The 20,815-nt window shown below is 72.7% G+C and carries 17 protein-coding genes; 9 read left to right on the top strand and 8 right to left on the bottom strand.

Features of this window, described 5'->3' with window-relative positions:
* Nucleotides 1-8: 8 nt before the first annotated feature.
* Nucleotides 9-1,583, bottom strand: coding sequence for a DUF8189 domain-containing protein (locus QQ657_RS01280; protein ID WP_284740133.1), 1,575 nt, complete (start codon nt 1,581-1,583; stop codon nt 9-11).
* Between the two features lie 182 nt (nt 1,584-1,765).
* Here QQ657_RS01280 and QQ657_RS01275 point away from each other — a divergent pair, with 182 nt between their 5' ends.
* Together QQ657_RS01275 and QQ657_RS01270 are read left to right on the top strand one after the other, a co-directional pair.
* Entirely contained in the window at nt 1,766-4,762 is a 2,997-nt protein-coding gene (locus QQ657_RS01275) for an AfsR/SARP family transcriptional regulator (protein ID WP_284740428.1), read from the top strand.
* Nucleotides 4,763-4,767: 5 nt separating this feature from the next.
* Nucleotides 4,768-6,441, top strand: a complete 1,674-nt coding sequence (locus tag QQ657_RS01270; RefSeq protein WP_284740132.1) for a glucosaminidase domain-containing protein — start codon at nt 4,768-4,770, stop codon at nt 6,439-6,441.
* Between the two features lie 268 nt (nt 6,442-6,709).
* Here QQ657_RS01270 and QQ657_RS01265 read toward each other — a convergent pair whose 3' ends face one another.
* Nucleotides 6,710-7,297 (bottom strand): DinB family protein, encoded by a 588-nt coding sequence (locus QQ657_RS01265; RefSeq protein ID WP_284740131.1) that lies wholly within the window; start codon nt 7,295-7,297, stop codon nt 6,710-6,712.
* Nucleotides 7,298-7,389: 92 nt separating this feature from the next.
* Nucleotides 7,390-9,264, bottom strand: a complete 1,875-nt coding sequence (locus QQ657_RS01260; RefSeq protein ID WP_284740130.1) for a Calx-beta domain-containing protein — start codon at nt 9,262-9,264, stop codon at nt 7,390-7,392.
* 347 nt (nt 9,265-9,611) lie between these two features.
* On the opposite strand from QQ657_RS01260, the gene QQ657_RS01255 reads away from it, so the two are divergent.
* Complete coding sequence (locus QQ657_RS01255) at nt 9,612-10,412, top strand: LLM class flavin-dependent oxidoreductase (RefSeq protein WP_284740129.1); 801 nt, start codon at nt 9,612-9,614, stop codon at nt 10,410-10,412.
* Nucleotides 10,413-10,420: 8 nt separating this feature from the next.
* Here QQ657_RS01255 and QQ657_RS01250 read toward each other — a convergent pair whose 3' ends face one another.
* Complete coding sequence (locus tag QQ657_RS01250; protein WP_284740128.1) at nt 10,421-11,635, bottom strand: MFS transporter; 1,215 nt, start codon at nt 11,633-11,635, stop codon at nt 10,421-10,423.
* A gap of 59 nt (nt 11,636-11,694) precedes the next feature.
* On the opposite strand from QQ657_RS01250, the gene QQ657_RS01245 reads away from it, so the two are divergent.
* A complete protein-coding gene (locus tag QQ657_RS01245; protein WP_284740127.1) occupies nt 11,695-12,792 on the top strand; it encodes an ROK family transcriptional regulator in 1,098 nt (365 codons plus the stop codon).
* Here QQ657_RS01245 and map read toward each other — a convergent pair whose 3' ends face one another.
* The 3 genes from map to QQ657_RS01230 form a co-directional block, all read right to left on the bottom strand.
* Complete coding sequence (map, locus tag QQ657_RS01240; RefSeq protein WP_284740126.1) at nt 12,793-13,575, bottom strand: type I methionyl aminopeptidase; 783 nt, start codon at nt 13,573-13,575, stop codon at nt 12,793-12,795.
* A 100-nt stretch (nt 13,576-13,675) separates the two neighbouring features.
* Nucleotides 13,676-14,665 carry an LLM class flavin-dependent oxidoreductase gene (locus tag QQ657_RS01235; protein WP_284740125.1) on the bottom strand — a complete coding sequence of 330 codons (990 nt, stop codon included), beginning with the start codon at nt 14,663-14,665 and terminating at the stop codon, nt 13,676-13,678.
* A gap of 27 nt (nt 14,666-14,692) precedes the next feature.
* Entirely contained in the window at nt 14,693-15,580 is an 888-nt protein-coding gene (locus QQ657_RS01230) for an SMP-30/gluconolactonase/LRE family protein (RefSeq protein ID WP_284740124.1), read from the bottom strand.
* 140 nt (nt 15,581-15,720) lie between these two features.
* On the opposite strand from QQ657_RS01230, the gene QQ657_RS01225 reads away from it, so the two are divergent.
* From QQ657_RS01225 to QQ657_RS01210, 4 genes are all read left to right on the top strand, one after another.
* On the top strand, nt 15,721-16,407 hold the full coding sequence (locus tag QQ657_RS01225) for a TetR/AcrR family transcriptional regulator (RefSeq protein ID WP_284740123.1): 687 nt from the start codon (nt 15,721-15,723) through the stop codon (nt 16,405-16,407).
* A gap of 324 nt (nt 16,408-16,731) precedes the next feature.
* A complete protein-coding gene (locus QQ657_RS01220; protein WP_284740122.1) occupies nt 16,732-17,028 on the top strand; it encodes a hypothetical protein in 297 nt (98 codons plus the stop codon).
* Nucleotides 17,015-18,052: a ketoacyl-ACP synthase III family protein gene (locus QQ657_RS01215; RefSeq protein ID WP_284740121.1), complete on the top strand. Its 1,038-nt coding sequence runs from the start codon at nt 17,015-17,017 to the stop codon at nt 18,050-18,052. The genes QQ657_RS01220 and QQ657_RS01215 overlap by 14 nt, the downstream gene beginning before the upstream one ends.
* Nucleotides 18,053-18,165: 113 nt before the next feature.
* Nucleotides 18,166-18,972 carry a family 43 glycosylhydrolase gene (locus QQ657_RS01210; protein ID WP_284740120.1) on the top strand — a complete coding sequence of 269 codons (807 nt, stop codon included), beginning with the start codon at nt 18,166-18,168 and terminating at the stop codon, nt 18,970-18,972.
* Here the strand turns inward: QQ657_RS01210 and QQ657_RS01205 are convergent.
* Nucleotides 18,924-19,214 (bottom strand): hypothetical protein, encoded by a 291-nt coding sequence (locus QQ657_RS01205; protein ID WP_284740119.1) that lies wholly within the window; start codon nt 19,212-19,214, stop codon nt 18,924-18,926. The two genes, QQ657_RS01210 and QQ657_RS01205, sit on opposite strands and share 49 nt — an antisense overlap.
* 432 nt (nt 19,215-19,646) lie before the next feature.
* On the opposite strand from QQ657_RS01205, the gene QQ657_RS01200 reads away from it, so the two are divergent.
* Complete coding sequence (locus tag QQ657_RS01200) at nt 19,647-20,807, top strand: 4-hydroxybenzoate 3-monooxygenase (RefSeq protein ID WP_284740118.1); 1,161 nt, start codon at nt 19,647-19,649, stop codon at nt 20,805-20,807.
* The last annotated feature ends 8 nt before the right edge of the window (nt 20,808-20,815 follow it).

Here is a 20,815-nt window from a genome sequence, read left to right as displayed (position 1 = left end):
CGCGCGCCTCAGTCGCCGACGACCGCGTGCCCGCCTTCGACCACCGTCAGCGGCCCGTGCTGCAGGTCGCTGCCCAGGTAGGTGTGCACCAGCAGGTCGCCGTCGCCGCGGGCGTAGATCTCGACCGACCGGCGCGACTCGTGGTAGATCGCCGTCAGCAGGCCCCGCACCGGGGTGCCGCTGACCACCGACCACGCGCCGTGCTGGCCGTTCTTGTCGAGGTAGGAGTGGATCAGCAGGTTCTGCGCGTCGTGCCCGTAGATCTCCACGGCGCCGGAGTTCGGGTTGTAGACCGGGACCGGCGGCGCGTAGATGTGCCAGTCGCCGACGACCGACCACGGGCCGTGCTTGAGATCGCTGCCCAGGTACGTGTGGATCAGCAGGTTCTTCGTGTCCTGGGCGTAGATCTCCACCGAGCGGCGGTAGTCGTCGTAGACCGCGACCGGACGGCTCGCCAGGTGCCAGTCACCGACGACGTCCCACGGCCCGTACTGGCCGTCGGCGCCGAGGTAGCTGTGCACGAGCAGGCCCAAGGTGTCGCGCCCGTAAACCTCGACGGCGCGGGACACGGGGTTGTAGACCACCGAAGGCGAGTCGGTCAGCACCCACTCCCCCGCCACCGTCCACGGGCCGTGCTTGAGGTCGGCGCCGAGGTAGGTGTGGACGGGCTTGCCGTCGGTGCCGACGGCGTAGATCTCGACGGCCCGGGAGTTCGGGTTGTAGACCACCGACGGACGGCCGGCGATGTGCCGATCACCGACGACGTCCCAGGGCCCGTACTGCCCGTCGCGGCCGATGTAGGTGTGGATCAGCAGGCCCAGGGTGTCGCGGGCGTAGACCTCGACGGCCCCGGAGTTCGGGTTGTAGACCGACACCGGCTGGCTGGCGAGCGCCCAGTCGCCGTGGGTGCTCCAGGCACCCGACCGGCCGTCGGGGCCGAGGTAGGTGTGCCCGAGCAGGTTGTCGGTGCCGCGCGCGAACATCTCGACCGACGCCGTGAGCGCGTTGTAGGTGCCCTGGCTGCCCTGGACGGGTGCGAGGCCGGGCGCCGGCGCGTCCTGGATCCCGACCGGGCGGACGATCGTCGGGGTGGCGTTCATGTCCGCGCCCGGCCGGTGCCAGTCGGTGAAGCTGACGATGCCCGGGGAGGCGCCCTGGTTGCCGCCGATCGTCTGCACCAGGCCGTCGTCGCGGACGGCGGTGACGATGTTGACGTGGTCGGCGTAGGCGGCGCCGTCGTAGTTGTAGACGATCGCGTCACCGACGTGCGGCGTCCCGGTCACCGTGCCGCGGTTGTTCCCGTAGACGACGACGCTCCCGGCCGCCGGGGTGATCCCGGCCGTGTCGATCCCGGCCCGGTCCCAGACCCACTTGAGGAAGTCCGCGCACCAAGCGCCGGGGTCGCAGCGCCAGCCGTTGCCGTCGCACCCCTTGCCGAGCTGGCCGGAGGCGACCTGGACGACGTCCTGGCCGGTCGCGGCGCTCGCGGGGACGGCCCCGAGCGGGAGGGCCAGCAGCACCGTCAGCGCGGCCGTGACCAGCAAGCCGGCCGGCCGGAGCCGGCCCGGCGGTTTCGTTCTCATCGCAAGACTCCCGTGCCCATCGCGGCGACGGGCGGCGGTTCCGCCCGTCGATCCCGCTCAGCGTCGTGCACCGCTCTGCGAGAAATCTGCGAGCCGGTCTTGAGAAGTCCGCGATCACCGGCAAGGCTACGTTTGGTCCGGTTCGTCCGGTCGCGGATCCTTGGGGAGGGGACGGCTTGCGGGTGGGATTGCTCGGTGCGGTCGAAGTGCGGGACGGGGACCGGGCCGTGGTGCTCGGCGGCCCGAAGCCGCGGGCCCTGATCGCCGTCCTGGCGCTGCACGCCGGGCACGCGGTGTCGCTGGACCGGCTGGTCGACGCGCTGTGGGAAGACAGCCCGGCGGCCGACGTCCGCGGTGCGCTCTACACCTACATCTCGGGGCTGCGCCGCCTGCTGGGCGACGTCGTCGTGCGCGCCGGCGGCGGCTACCTGCTGGACCTGCCGCCCGAAGCGGTCGACGTCGAGCTGTTCACCCGCACGGTGGCCGAAGCCCGCGGCGCCGACGACCCCGCGGTGACCGCCGAAAAGCTGCGTTCGGCGCTGGACCTGTGGCGCGGCCGCCCGCTGGACGGCGTCACCGGGAGCTGGGCGGACGCCGAGCGCGCCCGGCTGGAGGAGCTGCGCCTGGTCGCCGTCGAGGAACGGCTCGCCGCCGAGCTGACGCTGGGCTGGGGCGACCGGCTGGTCGGCGAGCTCACCGCGCTGACCGGGCAGCACCCGCTCCGGGAACGGCTGCAGGCCCACCGCATCACCGCGCTGCACCAGGCGGGCCGCCGCACGGAGGCACTGGCCCACTACCGCGCCGTGCGGACCGAGCTGGTCGACGAGCTCGGCGTCGAACCCGGCCCTGAGCTGCGCGCCGCGCACGAGCGGGTGCTGCAGGCCGACAACGCCGCGGCCGCCGGTGGCCCGGCCGTCGCGGTGCCGGCCCAGCTGCCGACGGACATCGCGGACTTCACCGGCCGCGACGACGACGTCCTGGCCCTGGCCGGGCTGCTGTCCGGCCAGCCGGGCACGGCGGTGCGCGTGGCCGCGGTGTCCGGCCCGCCCGGAGCGGGCAAGAGCACTCTCGTGCGGCACGTCGCCCACCAGGTCCGCGCCGAGTTCCCCGGCGGGCAGCTGTACGCCCACCTCGCCGGCACGCGCCCGGCCGCCGCGGATCCCGCGGACGTCCTCGGCGGGTTCCTGCGGGCGCTCGGCGTGCCGGAGGCGGCCATCCCGGCGGGCCTGGACGACCGGATCGCCCGCTACCGCTCCGAGCTGGCCGGGCGCCGGGTGCTCGTGGTGCTCGACGACGCCGCCGGCGAACAGCAGGTCCGGCCGCTGCTGCCGGGCGGCCGGGGGTGCGCGGTCCTGGTCACCAGCAGGCAACGGCTGGGCGCGCTGGAAGGCGCCCGGCAGCGCGAACTCGGCGTGCTGTCCGAAGAAGAGGCGGTGCGGCTGCTCGACGCGGTGGTCGGCGGCGGGCGAGCCGGGCGGGAACCGGCGGTGGCGGCCGAGATCGCCCGTCTCTGCGGCCGCCTGCCGCTCGCCGTGCGGATCGCCGGGGCCCGGCTGGCGGCGCGCCCGCAGTGGCCGCTGGCCCAGCTGGCCCGGCGCCTCCGGTCGGAACGCACGGTGCTGAGCGAACTGCGCGTCGGCGACCTCGAAGTGCGGGGCAGCCTGGCGCTGAGCTACGCCGGCCTGTCCGGGCCCGCCCGGACGGCGCTGCGCCGGCTCGGGTACCTGGAGCTCTCCTCGTTCGCCTCGTGGCTGCTGGCGCCGCTGCTCGGCTGTTCGCCCGCGATGGCCGAGGACGTCGTCGAGCACCTGGTGGACAGCCGCCTCGCGGACGCCTCGGGCGAGCGTTACGCGCTGCACGACCTCACCCGCGCCTTCGGCCGGGAACGCGCCGAGGCCGAAGAAACCCGCGAAGAGCTCGAGTCCGCGGTGACCCGCGCCGCCGGCGAATACCTGGCGCTGATGGAGCACGCTGCCATCCGGATGCCCGGCGCCGCCGAGGTCATCGCCGCCGAGTCGGCGTCCACATTGGACGACGCACTGGTCGCGGACCTCCTCGCCGAACCGGAACAGTGGTTCGAAGCCGAGCAGGCCGGCTTGGTCGCCGTCGTCGAACGCGCGGCCGCACTCGACCTGAGCGCGCTCGCCTCCAGGCTGGCCGCGGCCCTCAGCTCGTCGTCGTTCGCCCTCACCAACCAGTTCAGCCTCTGGTGGCGCACGCACCAGGCGGCCCTGGCGGCCGCGGAGCGCACCGGCGACCGGGCGGCGGAAGCCCGGCTGCTCGGCGGGCTCGGGTGGCTGCGCTACGAGCAGGACCGCCTCGACGAGTCGGCCGACTACTACGGGCGGGCCCTCGCCTGCTGGGTGACGGCGGGCGACCTCCCGCAGCAGGCGCGGACCCGGCTCGAGCTCAGCCGCGTCCACCGCGAACGCGGCGACCTCGCCGACGCGATCGCGCTGCTCGACGAGACCATCCCGGTGCTGCGGGTGATGGACGATCCGGTGCTGCTCGCCCGCGCCCACCACACCGCGGCCCTGACCCACACCGAACGCGGCGACCTCCCGGCCGCCTGGAGCGCCGGTGAGCAGGCGCGGCTGATCTACGAGCGGCAAGGCGACGACCACGGCGTCGCGCTCGTGCTGCGGTCCCTCAGCCTGGTCCGGCGGGCGGAGGGCGACTGGGACGCGGCGATCGGGCTGTGCGAGCGCGCGCTCGGCGTGCTCCACCGGATCGGTGACCGGCTGATGATCGCCTACACCACCCAGGCGCTGGCGAAGGCACGACTGCGCCGGGGCGACGCGAGCACAGGCCCGGCCCTGCGGGACGGCCTCGCCGTCTGCAACGAGATGCAGGACAGCTTCGGGCAGGCCCTCATCACCCGGACCCTCGGCGAACTGGAGCTCGCGCAGGGACGTCCCGCCGCGGCGAAGGAGCTCCTCGAGCACGCGTTGCACTGGTGGGACGCCCTGAGCCTGCCGCTGTGGCGGGCGCGGACCCTGCGCGACCTGTCCGTCGCCCTCGCGGCGGCCGGCGACCCGGCCGCGGCCGACGCTGCCTGGGCGGAGGCATCGGCGATCTTCGGCCGCCACGGCAGCCGCGAAGGGGCCGAGCCGCGGCCGTCCGTGGTGCCGTCTCAAAACCGGCTCACAGGTTCTCCGGAGACCCGCGCCGCACGCTGAGCACCATGACCAGAACCCACGCCCGGCGACGCCTCTTCACGGTCGCCGTCACGTTGTTCGCGGCCCAGTTCGCCGGCGGCATCGCCCAGGCGGCACCGCCACCCGACGCCCCCGCGGTGATCGCCGACGCCGCACGGGACGGCGAGACGGCACCGGTCGCCATCGCGGCCGGCAGCCAGGAGGACTTCATCAACGCCGCCGGGCCCGCCGCCCAACGCGGCCAGGCCGAGTACGGCGTGCCCGCGTCGGTCACGGTGGCGCAGGCCATCCAGGAGTCCGCCTGGGGCACGGCCGCGCCGAACAACAACCACTTCGGCATCAAGTGCTCGGGCGGCGTCCCCGGCCCGATCGCCACCGGGTGCGCGCGGCTCAAGACGTTCGAGTGCAACCCGGACGGCACCTGCTACGAGACCTACGCCGACTTCCGGATGTACGCGTCCATGGAGGACTCGTTCCGCGACCACGGCCGGTTCCTGCGCGAGAACACGCGCTACGCCAACGCCTTCAACTACACGGGCGACCCGGACCAGTTCATCCGCGAGGTCCACCGGGCCGGCTACGCCACCGACGTCAACTACTCGAACACGATCATCAACCTGATGGTCACGTACAACCTCTACCGCTTCAACACGGTCGCGAACCCCGCCCTCGCACCCACCCCGGGTGCCCAGGGCACCTACAACGGGCTGACGGCGTCGGTGGAGATGTTCACCCGCGACACCGACGGCCTGCTCGCGCACACCTACCTGAGCCCCGACGGCCGGTCGGGTGCCTGGAGCACCCACGGTGACTGGCACATCGTCGGCAAGCCCGTCACGGTGTACAACCCGAACTCCGGCGCCGTCGAGGTCTACGCCCGTGACACGAAGGACCTCCTGATCCACACCTACATCGGGCGCGACGGCCAGTACGGCCCGTGGGACGTCATCGGCGACTGGCACATCACCACGCCGCCGGCCGCGACCTACAACCCCCGCAGCCGCGCGGTGGAGATCTACGGCCGGGACGTCAGCGGCCTGCTCATCCACACCTACCTCGGCAGCGACCTCAAGCACGGCCCGTGGTCGGTGGTGGGCGACCGGCACTTCGAGGGAACGCCTTCGGCGGTGTACAACCCGGTGTCGGACGCGGTCGACGTCTACGCCCGCGAAACGACGTCCGGCCTGCTGATCCACACCTACCTGGGCAACGACGGGCAGCACGGCCCGTGGAGCGCCGTCGGCGACCGGCACCTCACCGACGACCCCACGGCGGTCTTCAACGACCAGCGCCGGTCCGTGGAGGTCTACGCCCGGGAGACGACCGGTCTGCTCGTCCACACGTACCTCGGCAGCGACCTGCAGCACGGCCCGTGGAGTGCCGTCGGCGACTGGCACGTGACGGGCACCCCGGCCGCGGCGTACAACCCGAGCTCCGGTGCGGTCGAGGTCTACGGCCGCGACGTGAACGGCCTGCTGATCCACAACTACCTCGACCGCGACGGCCGCACGGGCACGTGGTCGGTCATCGGCGACTGGCACATCACCGGCACCCCGACGGCGGTCTTGCACCAGTCCCGCCGCTCGATCGAGGTGTACGCCCGCGACACGCTGGGCCTGCTGATCCACACGTACCTCGGCCCGGACCTCCAGCACGGCCCGTGGTCGGTGATCGACGCGGACCACCACATCACCGACTGAGGGTCACCCGGAATCCCTTACCCGGTGCCGATTCCGATCGGCACCGGGTAGCGGCGGCTGAAGAGCGGCCGGCGGATTTCCGCCTCCGGCGGCCGCTTCCGCACGTCGACCGGCTGCCCACTCCGGCCGGATGACCGCCCGGCCGGCCGATCTCGACGCCGCGGCCGATACCTGCGCCGAACGTCGGCGCCGGACCATCGTGGCCGGCTAAGCCCCACGAGCCGGCCTCGCCTCCGGAAGCCATCTCCCGCACGTCGACCGGCAGCTACTACTGCTCGTCACGACGCGAGCCGGCCGATGGCGAGCGGAGCGCGGCCTCGGCCAGGCAGTGCCGGATGTCTTCGAGATGGTGCGTGACCTCGTGGGCGGCTTGGCGGACCAGCCAGCGGGCCGTACGGTGTTCGCCCGGCAGACGGGTCACCGTGCGTTCGAGGTCCGGTGGCCTCAGCCGCGCGATCTCGTCACTGAGACCGGCGGCGCAGGCCGCCAACTCGTCGCGTACTCCGTCGAACAACCGTTCGTTGTAACGGAAACGCCGCGCCCGCAGGTCGTTGAGCATCGGTTCGAGGACGGGCCGGTCCTCGGTGCGGGCACGATGCAACCGGATCGTGTACGTGACGCACACGTCGCGCAGGTGGAACAGGTACTCCAGCGCCGACCAGTGGTCCGGCCGAGGGCGGTGCCGGAGGTCCGGCACCGCGTCCCCGATCACGGCGTCCACCGCGCCGGGCAGGGACGCGATGATCGCGGCGGCGGCCTCGATCGTGAGCGCGGGATAGGAAAGCCCGCACCCGGCGCAGGCGTGGTCCTCCCCCGCCAGCGGCGGGATGGCCTTCCCCCGGGACTCATCGGACACGGCCACCATGCTCGCCGACCCGAGCGCCCGAGGGCAACCTGAACGGGACCCGGGGCGGGCGGAAACCCGCCCGCCCCGGGGTGTTCACCGGATCAGCGCCGGCAGGGGTTGCCCGCCGGGTGCGCGGCGCTGCCGTGCACGTCGGCCTGGGACTCCGCCAGCACGATCTTCGCCAGCGCGGTGTCCAGCGCCACCGCCTGCTGCTTCACGACGCCGCCCGCCACGGTCTGCCCGTTCAGCTTCAGCGAGCCGATGACCAGCGGGATGGTCAGCGGCGCCGAGCCGACCGTGACCGAGACGCCGTTGATCTTCAGCGACGCGACGTTCGAGCTGCCGGTCAGCACCGGGGCGAGCCCGCCCGGCGCCGGCTGGCAGGTCGCCGCCGCCTGGGACTGGATCACGCCCAGCTCGATCGTGAGCCCGATCGTGCTGATCACCGTCTTGTCGATCTTGGCCGACGCCTGCGCGTGGTCACCGGCCGCCGGGGCCGCGGACTGGTTGTCCGGGCTCAGGTCGGTCGACGAGGTCAGCGCGTGGGTCTGCACCTTGATCAGACCGGCGTTGAGCGTCGCGTCGAGGACGGTCTTGCTGTCGTCGGCGCAGGGCAGGTTCTGCGGGTTCGCCACGGCGGCGGTGATGCCGAGGACGTTCGCCGCGGTGCCGGTGCAGGAGAAGGCGCCGTCGCGGTCGTCGTCGACGATCGTGCCGACGCCGGTCGGGTCCACCAGCCCGGCGCCGGCCGGGGTGGAGAGGTTCACGGTGAACGTCTCGTCCGGCTCGTCGACGGTGTCGGGGTTGACCAGCACGGTCACCGGTTTGGCCGTCTCACCGGGCGCGAAGGACACGTCACCGCTGGCGGCGGCGTAGTCGGCCGGCGCGCCAGCGGTCCCGTTCGCGGTGGCGTAGTGCACGGTCACCGGGTTCGGGCTCGCGCCGCCGAGCAGCGACACGGTGAAGGTGGCCGGCACCGGTGCGCCGCCGGAGCCTTCGGTCACCGTGACGTCGTTGACGGCCAGGCCGAGCACGCGCACGGTCGTCGTCTCGACGAAGCCGCGGGACACGCCGTCGACCAGGTAGTCGACCGAGCAGTGGTAGGTGCCCGGGGCGGCACCGGCCGCGGCGGCGATCGTCTCGGTGAACGTCGCGACGTCACCGCTGGGCACCTTGACGCTCGCCGGGGCGTTGGTGAGCGTCAGCTGCGGGTCGCAGCTGGTGACGTGCGGGGTCACCGTCACTTCGATGGACTTGATGCCGTCCAGGATGGCCTGCGACACCTGGTTCGACGGCACGTTGTTCAGCAGCACCCCGCCGGTGGCTTCGGTGATGGCCGTGGCTTGGCCGGTGGCGTCGAGCGCGCCGACGTTCACCGCGACGACCCGGATGTTCGCCGCCTTGAGCGCGGCGACCGTGTCGGCCAGGGTGTGCCCGCCGCTGGGGTCGTGCGACGGCGCGTCGCCGAACCACGCGACGATGCGGGTCCCGTCCGGGCGGAACGAGACGGCGCCGGTGGCCAGTTCGTAGAGGGCGTTGAGGTCGGCCTCGGGCCCGTCGCCCCCGCCGCCCGCGGCCCACTGGTTGATGCCGGCCTGGACCGCGCCGGTGTCGGCGGTGATGCCCTGGTTGACCTTGAACGGCACGGAGTCGGAGAAGTCCTTGTACTCGGCGACGCCGAACTGCGCGGTCGGCTGCGCTGCGAGCACGTCCCCGGTGATGGCGTTGGCGTTCGCGCGGACGTTGGTGATGGCGCCGCCCATGCTGCCGGTGGTGTCGGCGAGCAGGACGAGATCGGGGTTCGGCGGCACGGCGGAGGTGGTGACGTGCTTGGTGACGGTGGTGCTCTGCCCGGCGGCGAGCGTGAGGTCGACGGTGGCCGGGTCGACCCCCGGCGGGGCCGCGGCCGCCACCGCGGCCGGGGCCAGCAGCGCGCCGACCGCGGTGAGGGCGACGAAAACTGATCTTCGTGACATGGACTTCCCTTTCGAGCACCGGCGGCAGGCCGGATTCGGTGTGGGGTGCCTGGGAAAGACGAAACGCGCGGGTATTCGTTAGCCGAGTCCGCGAACGTCACCCGGAGCGCCCTGTGTCAAGTCCCTCAACGGGCTACCGAGGGGAAATCCGGCCTACGCAGATCATGGCGGGAATACGCCGAAGGATGGGAAACGCCGGAAGTGCGTCACGCTCCAGAGCGACGGGAATCGCGCATTTCGGCACGACGAGTATCGCCGTTCGGGCGGAGGTACCGCGTTTTCCGGGTTTCGGCGCCCGAATTACCACCGGATGTCGTAACGCGCCCGGTCTGGGTAGCGTGCCGGGCATGACTCCACAGCACGCGCTCTGGCTCCCGCTCTTCGACGAGCTGGCCGACCCGGCGCTCGTCGCCCGCCTCGCCGCCGATGCCGAAGAAGCGGGCTGGGACGGCTTCTTCGTCTGGGACCACCTCCGCTGGCGCGAGCCGGTGGCCGCGGTGGCCGATCCCTGGATCACGCTGGCCGCGATCGCCACCGCGACGTCGAAGCTGCGCTTCGGGCCGATGGTCAGCGCGATCACCCGCCGCCGCCCCGTCAAGCTCGCCCGCGAGACCGCGACTCTCGACCGCCTCGGCGGCGGCCGGCTCACGCTCGGCGTCGGCCTCGGCAGCGACCGGTTCGGGGAGGAGTTCTCCCGCACCGGCGAGGAGTGCGACGACCGGGTGCGCGCCCGCATGCTCGACGAGGCACTGGACATCCTGGCCGCGGCCTGGTCCGGCGAAGTCGTGGACCACCGCGGCGAGCACTACACGGTGGCCGGCATCCGGTTCCTGCCGACGCCGGCGCGGCGGATCCCGGTCTGGGCGGCGGGCTTCCCCGGCAAGCTCAACCCGATGCGCCGGGCCGCGCGCCTCGACGGCTACTTCCCGGTGAACCTCGACTCCGCCGATCGCTTCGGCGAAGCCGTGGCCCAGGTCGAGGCGCTGCGCACCGGAACCGGGCCGTTCGACTACGTCGCGGAGGTCGAACCCGGCGAGGACAGCGCGCCGTACGCACGGGCCGGAGCGACCTGGCTGCTGACCGCCTTCGACCCTGAAGCGCTTTCCGTCGACCACGTGCGCGGCGTACTGCGCGACGGCCCGCGCTGAGCCACCGCTCAGGGCACGAGCTGGTCCACCGGTGTCCGGGCGCGGCGACGACGATCCACCGCGAACCCGGCCACCGCCAGGACGAGCCCGATCGCACTCACCACCACACCCGCCCACGCCGTCGCGCGGTAACCCAGACCCGTCGCGATGACCACGCTCCCCAGCGCCGCCCCGAGGCTGTTGGCCGTGTTGAACGCCGACTGGTTCAGCGCCGCGCCCATCAGCTGGGCGCCCGGGGCCACCGCGATCAGCCGGGCCTGCAGCACCGGGCCCAGGAACAGGATCGTCCCGCCGATCAGGAACGCGCCGGTGAACAGGCCGAACGCCGAGCCCACCATCAGTCCGAAGTAGACGTTCGCGGCGATCACCGCGGCGAAGCCCACGACCATGGCCCGCCGCAGGTTCCGGTCGGCCTGCCAGCCGCCCAGGAAGTTCCCTGCCGTCATGCCGAGACCGACCGCGACCAGGGCCCACGGGACCGCGCCCGGTGACAGCCCGGTGACCGACGTGGTGATCGGCGCGAGGTAGCTGTCGACGGCGAAGAAGCCGGCGATCCCGATCGACGCCGTCACCGCGACGAGCCACACCTGCGGGCTGCGCAGCGCGCGCAGCTCGTCGGCCGGTGACCCGCCCGCCGCCGGCGCGTCCGGCACCGTGGCCGCCACCGCCACCAGCGCGAGCAGGAAGACGCCGGCGATGACCAGGTAGGCCGTCCGCCAGCCGGCGGCCTGCCCGAGCCGGGTGATCACCGGGACGCCCGCGACGTTGGCCACGGTCAGCCCGCTCAGCACCACGGCGAACCCGCGGCCCTCGCTGCCCGGCCCCATCAGCGTCGCCGCCAGCAGGCCGGCGGCCCCGAAGTACGCGCCGTGCGGCAGGCCCGCGGCGAACCGGGCCACCAGCACCAGGCCGAACGTCGACGCCACCGCCGAGGCGACGGTGCCGAGCACGAACAGCACCAGCAGCCCGAGAACCAAACGTTTGCGCCGCATCCGCGCGGTGATCGTGGCGAGCACCGGCGCGCCCACGACCACGCCCAGCGCGTACGCGGTGATCATCCACCCCGCCCGCGCGACCGAATCCGGTTCGGCGTTCCCGAGCACGCTGCGCGCGATGTCCGGCAGCAGCCCGGCCGGCACGAACTCGGTCAGCCCGATCGCCACCGAGCCGAGGGCCAGGGCCAGCAGGGCCGCCCATCGGCGTCGCCGGGAGAGATCATCCATTCCGGCGACTTTAGCAACGCTGTTGCGTTAATACCAGCTCCCGGCGGTAGGGTGACGCCGTGCACCTGGCTTTCCTGCGGGACTACCACGAAGCGCTGGTGATCGCGCTGGCCCGGACGGTCCCCACGCTCGAACGCGGCACCGTCGCCGAGCTCACCGGGCTGACCCCGCAGGCCGTGTCGAAGGTGCTCGCCCGGCTGGTCGAGGAAGGCCTGCTCGAACCGGCCGGCGTGCGGCGCCCGGCACGCGGCAAGCCGGCCGCGGTCTACCGCCTCGTCCCCGGCAGCCGCCACGCGATCGGGGCGCACGTGACCCGCCGTGAACTGCGCCTGGTCCTCGCCGACCTGGCCGGCACCGTCCGTGCTTCGGTCGCGACGCCGCTACCCGCCGACTTCACGCCGGACCAGCTGCTGGACGAGCTGGCCTCCGGCGTCACGGCGATGCTCGCCGAGCACCGTCTCGCCGCTTCCGAGCTCGCGGGTGTCGGCATCGGGATGATCGGGCCGCTCGACCAGTCGACGGGCACCGTCCGCGGCGCCCACCGGCTGCGGCACTGGCGTGACGTCCCGCTGGCCGAACTCGCGGAGCAGCGCCTGGGCCTGCCCGTGGTCCTGGACAAGGACGTCACCGCCGGCGTCACGGCCGAAGCCTGGCGCCGCGGAACGACTTTCCGCGACGCGGCCCTGGTCGTGGTCGACGCCGGGGTCGGCGCCGGACTGTGGCTGGGCGGCGCCGCCCACCGCGGAGCGCACACCAACGCGAGCGAGTTCGGCCACGCGGTCGTCCAGCTCGACGGTCCGCGCTGCGCCTGCGGCCGGAACGGGTGCCTGGAAGCGGTCCACGAGCAGGCACCCGACCCCGCCACGGCGGCCGCGGTGCTCGCGACCGGCGTGGTCAACCTCCTCCAGACACTCGACCTGGGCCACATCGTCCTCGGCGGCGCGGACCTGCTCCCCCACGGCGAGCTCTACCGCGACGCCGTCGAACACGCGGTGCGCACCCAGGTGCCGGGCGCCGAGTGGCTCACGGTGGAGGTCTCCTTGACGTCCCTGGGCACGGACGTCGTGGCGGCCGGCGCGGCCATGCAGGTGCTCAACGCCCGCTACGGCTTCCCGGCCCCGACCCGGCCCCGCGAGCCCGCTGTCATCCGCGGGTGACTACCCCGCCAGTTCCGCCTCGCGCCGGGTGAGGACCAGCGGCGCGTCCTCGGTGACGGCGATCGTGTGCTCGGAGTGGGCCGTGCGTGAGCCGTCGGCCGAGCGGATGGTCCAGCCGTCGGGGTCGAAGACGATCCGGTCGGTCGTGCGGGCGAACCAGGGTTCCAGTGCGAGGGTCAATCCCGGCCGGAGCTTCAGGCCGCGGCCCGGGTTGCCCTTGTTGGGCACGTGGAGGTCCTCGTGCATGGTGCGCCCGATGCCGTGGCCGCCGAACTCCGTGTTGACCGGATAGCCGTACTCGGCGGCCACCGCCCCGATCGCCGCCGAGATGTCGCCGAGGCGGTTGCCCGGGCGCGCCGCCTCGATCGCCGCCTCCAGCGCGACTTCGGTGGCGCGGATGATCCGCAGGTCCTCCTCGGCGGCCGTGCCGACGATGACCGTGCGCGCCGAGTCGGCCGCCCAGCCGTCGATGCTGACCGCGAGGTCCGCGGTGACCACGTCCCCGTCGCGCAGGACGTAGTCGTGGGGCAGGCCGTGCAGGACGGCGTCGTTGACCGACAGGCAGATGACGTTGCGGAACGGCCCCTTGCCGAAGGAAGGTGCGTAGTCCCAGTAGCACGACTCCGCCCCGCGCCGCTTGATCATGCCGCGCGCGTGGTGTTCCAGGTCGAGGAGGTTGACGCCCACGTCGGCGAGCCGGCCGACCTCGGAGAGCACCTCCGCGACGAAGCGCCCGGCCACGTGCATGCGGTCGATCTCCGCAGGCGTCTTCAGTTCGATCACGAGTACCTCGCGTCCCAGGGTGTCGGTATAGTTATACCGATACCCTAGCCGCTCGCGACCGGCCACCGCCGACGCGGCCCAGGCGAAGTCCTCCCGCCGGTCACCCGGTCGCGGCGGCGAAGAACCGCTCGAGCTCGGCCCGGAGGTCGGGCCCGCACGGCTGGAACACGATCTCGGTGACACCCCGTGCGGCGACCTCGTCCAGCTGCTCCCGGATCTGCTCGGGCGTGCCGCTCATCGTCACGTCCCGCACCATCTCGTGGCCGCCGGCCTTCCACGCCGCCTGGTCGGCCTCCCCCAGCTCCACGCAGTGACCGGTGTGGACCGCGAGGTGCCGCTGCCGCACCGGCGTCCGCTCCACCACCTCCAGCCACTCCGGGCCGCCCGGGAGTTCGCGCACGGCGGAAGGCCCGCCGAATTCGTAGGCGCCGTGATAGGCCAGCGCCCAGCCGGGCCCGGCGGCCCGGCGCGCGTGCTCGGTGTCGGTCGGTTCCCCTTCGTCGAACACCGTGCCCCACACGAGATAGGGCACCCACGAGTACTCGCTCATGAACTCGGGCAGCTGCAGCGTGACGTACAGCCCGTCGCCGAGCTCCTTGGCCACCCGATGCCCCTTCGGGCCGAGCGCCCCGATCAGGACGGGGACGTCGACGGGCCGCGCGGGCGCGTGCCCGCCGGGGTGCAGCATCCGCATCCGCGCCCCTTCCCACTCGACGACGTCACCCTGCAGAAGACCGCGGTAGGCCCGGATGTAGGAGTCCATATAGGACCACGTGATCGCGCCGTACCCCATCGCGCGGCGGCCGGTGAACCCGGTGCCGAAGGAGACCGCGACCCGACCGGGCGCCAGCGCGGCGAGGGTGGCGGTCGCCGCGGCGTTGACCATCGGATGCCGGAGGCTGGGCACCAGCACGCCGGGGCCGAGCCCGATCCGCTCGGTCCGCTCGGCGGCCAGCGCGAGGGTCATCCACACATCGGGGCTCTGCTGGGGTGTGTCGTAGACCCAGGCCCGTTTGTAGCCCAGCTCTTCGGCCACGACGATGTCGTCCGGAGTGGCCAGTGCGGTCGGGAAAGCGCAGGAGACGTCCATGGGGCCCTCCGTTTCGGCGGGGTCGGTTCAGGGCAGGCCGGCGTGCGGGACCTCGACGTCGACCGAGAGCAGCTGGGCCTCACGCACCGGTCGGCGTTCGTGCTCGGCGAAAGACGGCGCCGCGCAGAGGAAGAGCGTCCGCCCGTCGTCGCCGCCGAGCATGCAGGCGAAGACCCCGGTGCCGGCGTCGATCTCGTCGAGGATCCGGCCGCCCTCCTCAACCCGCAGGACGCGGTTGTGGACGGCGTCGGCCACCCAGATCGCGCCTTCGGCGTCGGCGCAGATGCCGTCGGGGGCCACTTCGAGGCGCTGCACCGCTTCCCCGACGTCGTCGGTCTGCGGGGTCTGCCCGAACTGCGCCCACACGCGGCGCCCGCTCAGCTCGCCGTCCTCGCCGATGTCGAAGGCGGTCAGCCGCCCGGCGAAGGTCTCGGCGACGACCAGCACCCCGCCGGGCAGGATCACCATGCCGTTGGGGAACCCGAGGTCCTCGGCGGCGACGGCGACGCTCCCGTCCGCGTCGACGCGGGTGAGCGTGGTGTAGCGCACCGGCGCGCCGCCCATGAGGTCGAAGCCGAAGTTGCCCACCCAGGCTCGTCCGCGGTCGTCGACGACCATGTCGTTGAGCACCCCGGAGACCACACCGGACAGATCGGCGTGCTCCTTCAACTGCCCTGACTCGTCGCGCACGAGCACGCGGTGGTCGCGCATCGAGACGACGAGCAGGCGCCCGTCGGGCAGGAACCCGAGGCCCGAGGGCTGGTGCGGAACTTCGGCGACGACCTCGATGCCACCGCTGCCGTCGATCGCCACGACCCGCTCGGTGTAGAAGTCGGACACCCACAGCCGCCCGGCGTGCCACCTCGGGCATTCGAGGTAGGAGAAGCCTTCGAGCACGACTGCCGGCTGTCCCATCGCGACCCTCCTCGAGTCATCGTCGACCGTTTTCAGGGTGTTCGCTGTGACTAACTGAGCGCACAGTTACCATGACTGCGAGGCCGGGACGTGTCAAGTCCGAGTCGGCACGCGCCGGCCCCCGATGAGGGGAGACGGCGATGCCGGAGAAGAAGCGCGGCGGCGGAAGACACCCGGCGGCGGCCGCGATGGAGCTCACGACCAGCCTCGGCCCCGAGACGGTCCCCGCCGAGTTCTGGGGAGAGCACACTTCGCCGGTGGCTCGCGCGCTGCTGTCGTCGGCCGTGCAGTGCTTCGCCCGCAAGGGTTTCCACGCCACGACGACCCGCGACATCACCACCGTCGTCGGCCTCAGCCCCGGCTCGCTGTACGTGCACTTCCCGTCGAAGGAAGCCGTGCTGTTCCGCATCGCCCGGACCGGCCACGAGCGAGCCTTGGCGGAGCTGCGGGCCCAGCCCGACGACGGCGACCCGCGAAGCCACATCCGGCGTCTGGTGGCCGGGCACGTGTCGTGGCACGCCCGCCACCACACGGTGGCCAGGGTCTGCCAGTACGAACTGGCGGCGCTCGAGCCGGCGCACCACGCCGAGATCCTCGGCCTCCGGCAGCAGTTTTCCGCGATGATGCAGGAAGTCGTGGAACGCGGAGTCCGGGAAGGCGCTTTCGACGTGCCGGACATCGACCGCGCGGTCCGCGCGATCCTGTCGCTCGGCATCGACCTGGTCCGCTGGTACCGGCTCGACGGCGCGGACTCCCCGGAGGCCCTCGGCGAGTCGTACGCGGAGCTGGCGGCCCGGATGCTCGGCTCCCCCGGCTCGCTCAGCTGACGCCGCGCAGTGTCATGGTGAGGTGACGGCCCGGCCGACCGCACTGACGCGCCCGGCTCGGCGAGCGAGCAGGTACACGAAGAGTAACCACAAGCCGAAGGAATCTCACGACCGACCTCGGCGAAAACCGAGCTGTTTTCAGGAAACCGGCTTCCGTACCAGCCCCGCCGATCACTCTGTGTATCAGGGGGTGACTCGGCGCGCATGATCATCACGGTAGGTTTCACGGCGTTCCCAGGGGCCTCGACGACGCGGTCCCCACTTCCCCTTCAGCAGCGCGCGCCCCCGGGGTGCGTGCTGTTCGCCGTGCCGAAAGGAAGTTGCTTGACCGCCACGACGTTGACACAGGTGCTGCGCGAAACCCACGCCGCCGCCGGGACCACCCGGCTGGTCGTGCGGTGGGACCGCGAGACCGGCTGGGCGCACCTGGCCATCGCCGTTCCCGGCTCCGGTCCCGTCTGTTTCGGGGGTTTCCACCGGTTCTCCGGGGGAAGCGCCGAAGCCGTCGCCGCCGAGCTCGCCGCCCTCGGGTGCGTGTCCGCTCCGCCGCTGCACCTCGACGACACACTCTCGGAGATCGAAGCCGTGCTGCCGGAGGTGACCCCGGATGCGCGTCGATGACCTGCACCTCACCGGGATCGGCACCGACGTCGGCGCGCTGACGCCGGTCGCCGTGCCGCTCGCGGCCGGTGAGTTCACCTCCACCGACGCCGACCGCACCGGCCAGCTGTCCACCGCCGTCTCGACGCTGCCGGGCCCGGAACTGGCCGTCCGCGCCGGACGCGAAGCGTTGCGGCAGAGCGAACTCACGACCGGCGGCGCCGCCTGGCCGACGCTGTGCCTGCACGCCGGGATCTACCACCCCGGGATCGACTTCTGGCACGCCGCGTCCTACGTCCGCGACCAGCTCGGCCTCGGCGCCGGTCCCGGCCTCACCCTCGAGCTCGGCGCGATGAGCAACAGCCTGGTGGCCGGCCTGGACATCGCGGCGAGCGTGCTGCGCGGCCGCCCGGACCACGACGCCGCGCTCATCACCGCCGGCGACCGGTTCGGCGCGCCGGGCTTCCCGCACTGGAGCACCGACACCGGCATCGTCTACGGCGACGCGGGCAGCGCGGTCGTCCTCTCGCGCCGGCCGGGCCTGGCCCGGATCCGCGCGGTCGCGTCGTTCACCGACCCGTCGCTGGAAGGGCTGCAGCGCGGCGACGAACCGTTCCGCACGGCGAGCGTCACGGCCCACCGGTCCCTGGACATCCGGCGCCGCAAGCGGCAGTGGCTCGGCCGGCACGGCGGTCCGGCGCACGTCGACACCCGCAACGCCGACGGGGTCACGACGGTCGTGAAGACCGCCCTGTCCGACGCGGGGATCGACCTGCCCGACATCGCGAAGATCTGTGCCCCGCACTACGGCCGCCGCCTGGTGCACACGCAGATCCTGCGCCCGCTCGGCGTGCCCGAAGACCGCACGATGACCGAGCTGGGGCTGCGCGTGGGGCACCTCGGGGCCAGCGACCAGATCGTGGCGCTCGACCACCTGCTCCGGACCGGCGAAGCGAGCCCGGGCGATCACGTGCTGCTGCTGGGCATCGGCGTGGGCATGACCTGGACGGCCGTCGTCCTGCAACTCGGCCCCGCCTGCCGCTGACGGTGCGGGCGCCGCTCCGGCGCCCGCACCTTCCGGAACGCTTCGGCAGGACCGCGTGAAGCGGCAGCCGCACCTGCTGTGTACCCCCAAGTGCGTCCGGCTGGTTCGTTGCGGTGAAACCGAGCCGGGATGCGACCGCACTGACGAGTGGAACTCCGGCACGGAAAGGAACCTCGGCGCGGGCCACCCCGTTTCCGCGTCGGCACAGGAATATCGAGTGGCAGGCTGGGCCACGATGGCCGGAGGAGAAGACGGCACCTTCGTCCCGAGGAGAACCGCGTGCACCCCAAACACAGATCTGGGCACCCGACGTCTCACGGCGCGCGGACGGCACCTGGCTCATGTACTTCTCGGCGACCTCGGCCGAACGCGCGGCGATGTGCGTGGGCGCCGCCGTCGCCGACGTGCGCGGCCCGTACCGGCCCGCGGGCGACCGGCCGCTCGTCTGCCCGCCCCACGACGGCAGCGACATCGCCCCGCAGGGCTTCACCGACACCGACGGCACCCGTTACCTGCTCTACAAGAGCCTCCACGGCACGGGCGAGCCCTCGACCCTCTGGCTGCAGCGGGTGGACCGGGCCGGTCTCACGCTCACCGGCGGCCGAAAACCGTTGCTGCGCGTGGATTCCCCGGACGAAGAGGGGGTCATCGAGGCACCGTTCCTGCGGAACACCGGCGGCGGCTACACCGACGAGAGCTACCACACTTCGTACGCGACCGCGTCCACAGTGGATGGTCCGTACCGCAAAGCCGGCGCGCTGCTCACGACGGACGGACTCGGCGGCGCGGTCGACGGGCCGGGCGGCGCGGCGATCGCGGACGGGACCCTCTACTTCCACGGCCGGCTCCCCGGCCGCAAGGCCCGCGCGCTCTACTCACTGCCGATCCGCTTCGACGGCACGAAGCCGGTCCTCGGCTGAGCACGGAAGTCGAGCTCGTCGTCCAGCGCGGCTTCGACCTTCGCCGCCGCGCGCACCAGCGCCCGGTAGACGAGCACCGAGGCACCCACGAGCCCGAACACGGCAGCCATCGCCCAGAGGTCACCCCCGTCATCGGCGGGCACGACGGCGACGGTGACCACGGCGAACAGCAGCCACCGGTTGCGCACGGCGGGCCGCACCCGCCATCGGCCGCCGAGCTGCCGCCTGCCGACCAGGGACATCGGACCATGAGCACCCACGAGCGACCGACCTTTCGTCCGGGACCAGGCACGGAATGCGACCGATCACGAATGGGAGACGCCTCGACAGTCGCGGAATCAGCCATCGGAGTTACCAGTTTCGACCCGAGCGACCCTTGGTGAGCAACAGTCCACTCGAAAGAGTGAGATGCACAGTTGTTGCATTCTTGTGACACGAGCCCGGATTGTCTTGCTGCCAAAAACTGATTCATGGTGGCCGAGGAATTCCGCAGCGGCGCCGGGCCTGCGAGTTCGCGGATCTCGGTCCACATCGGACGACCACTCTCATATGGGTGATCAATCGCGCCACGATGCCGGCTTGCGCGCCGCGCCGACCTGAACCTGGTTAGGTCTGCCCCCGGGCGGCCCGGGGTGGGCCGCCTTTCTTTCGGGAAGGGAACGGGCCGGGGACTCATGGCCGATCGGACATCGGTGCTCATCGTCGGCGCGGGGCCCGCCGGGCTGGTGCTGGGCAACCTGCTGCGCGCCGGCGGGATCGACACCCTCATCCTCGAACGCGGCAGCCGGGAGCACGTGCAAGCCCGGGCGCGGGCGGGGTTCCTCGGTGCGAACAGCGCGCGGGTGCTGACCGAGCACGGCCTCGGCGCCGGGATGCTGCGCGACGGCAGCACCCACGGCACCTGCGCCTTCCGCGACGACGGCGGCGAGTTCGAACTCCGGTACGACCGGCTCGGCCGCGGCGAACGGCACACCGTCTACCCGCAGCACCGGCTCGTCACCGACCTCGTCGGCGAATACCTCGCGCGCGGCGGCGAGCTGCGGTTCGGCGTGACCGTCACGGACGTCGACACCGAAACCGCGACCGTCCGCTTCCGCGACGACCAGGGCAACACCGGCCAGGTGAGCGCCCGGTTCCTCGCGGGCTGCGACGGCAGCAACGGCGCCACCCGCCAGGCCGTCCCGGCGCCGGCCCGATGCGCCCGTGACCACGGCATCTCCTGGCTGGCCGTGCTCGCCGAGGCACCCCAGAGCATGCCGGCCGTCACCTATGCCCTGCACGAGCGCGGGTTCGCCGGGCACATGGCGCGCAGCCCCTCGGTGACCCGCTACTACCTCCAGGTCCCGCGCGGCGACGACGCCGCGGCCTGGAGCGACGAGCGGATCTGGACCGAACTCGCCGTCCGCATGCGCACCGGGAAGTTCGGCGAGCTGCGCCAAGGGCCGGTCACCGAGCGCCGGATCGTGCGCCTGCGCTCCGACGTCGTCGACCCCCTGCGGCACGGCAGGCTGTTCCTCGTCGGCGACGCCGCGAGCCTGATCAGCCCGTCCGCTGCCAAGGGCGCCAACCTGGCGATCATGGCGGCCGAAGTCCTGGCCGCCGCGCTCGCCGACGCCCTCCTGCGCGACGACGAGCGCGCCCTCGCCGCGTACTCCCGCACCTGCCTGCCCCGCATCTGGCGGGCGCAGGAGTTCTCGCACTGGATGATCGGGCTCCTCCACGACCCGGCCGGCGCCGGGACCTTCGGGTCCGCCCTGCGCCGCACCCGGCTCGACAACCTGCGCGAATCCCGCGCACACCAAGACTTCTTCGCCGAGAACTACGTCGGCATCTGAGCAACAGG

Source organism: Amycolatopsis ponsaeliensis (assembly GCF_030182635.1).
Lineage (GTDB): Bacteria > Actinomycetota > Actinomycetes > Mycobacteriales > Pseudonocardiaceae > Amycolatopsis > Amycolatopsis ponsaeliensis.
The sequence above is the reverse complement of the archived record's forward strand: the minus strand, read 5'-3'. Positions and strand labels throughout refer to the sequence as shown.

Coding starts and splice junctions, on each gene's coding strand:
- QQ657_RS01280 (WP_284740133.1), bottom strand. CDS start 1,583: ATGAGAACGAAACCGCCGGGCCGGCTCCGGCCGGCCGGCTTGCTGGTC.
- QQ657_RS01255 (WP_284740129.1), top strand. CDS start 9,612: ATGACTCCACAGCACGCGCTCTGGCTCCCGCTCTTCGACGAGCTGGCC.
- QQ657_RS01215 (WP_284740121.1), top strand. CDS start 17,015: ATGCGCGTCGATGACCTGCACCTCACCGGGATCGGCACCGACGTCGGC.
- QQ657_RS01270 (WP_284740132.1), top strand. CDS start 4,768: ATGACCAGAACCCACGCCCGGCGACGCCTCTTCACGGTCGCCGTCACG.
- QQ657_RS01230 (WP_284740124.1), bottom strand. CDS start 15,580: ATGGGACAGCCGGCAGTCGTGCTCGAAGGCTTCTCCTACCTCGAATGC.
- QQ657_RS01205 (WP_284740119.1), bottom strand. CDS start 19,214: ATGTCCCTGGTCGGCAGGCGGCAGCTCGGCGGCCGATGGCGGGTGCGG.
- QQ657_RS01250 (WP_284740128.1), bottom strand. CDS start 11,635: ATGGATGATCTCTCCCGGCGACGCCGATGGGCGGCCCTGCTGGCCCTG.
- QQ657_RS01235 (WP_284740125.1), bottom strand. CDS start 14,665: ATGGACGTCTCCTGCGCTTTCCCGACCGCACTGGCCACTCCGGACGAC.
- QQ657_RS01225 (WP_284740123.1), top strand. CDS start 15,721: ATGCCGGAGAAGAAGCGCGGCGGCGGAAGACACCCGGCGGCGGCCGCG.
- QQ657_RS01260 (WP_284740130.1), bottom strand. CDS start 9,264: ATGTCACGAAGATCAGTTTTCGTCGCCCTCACCGCGGTCGGCGCGCTG.
- QQ657_RS01200 (WP_284740118.1), top strand. CDS start 19,647: ATGGCCGATCGGACATCGGTGCTCATCGTCGGCGCGGGGCCCGCCGGG.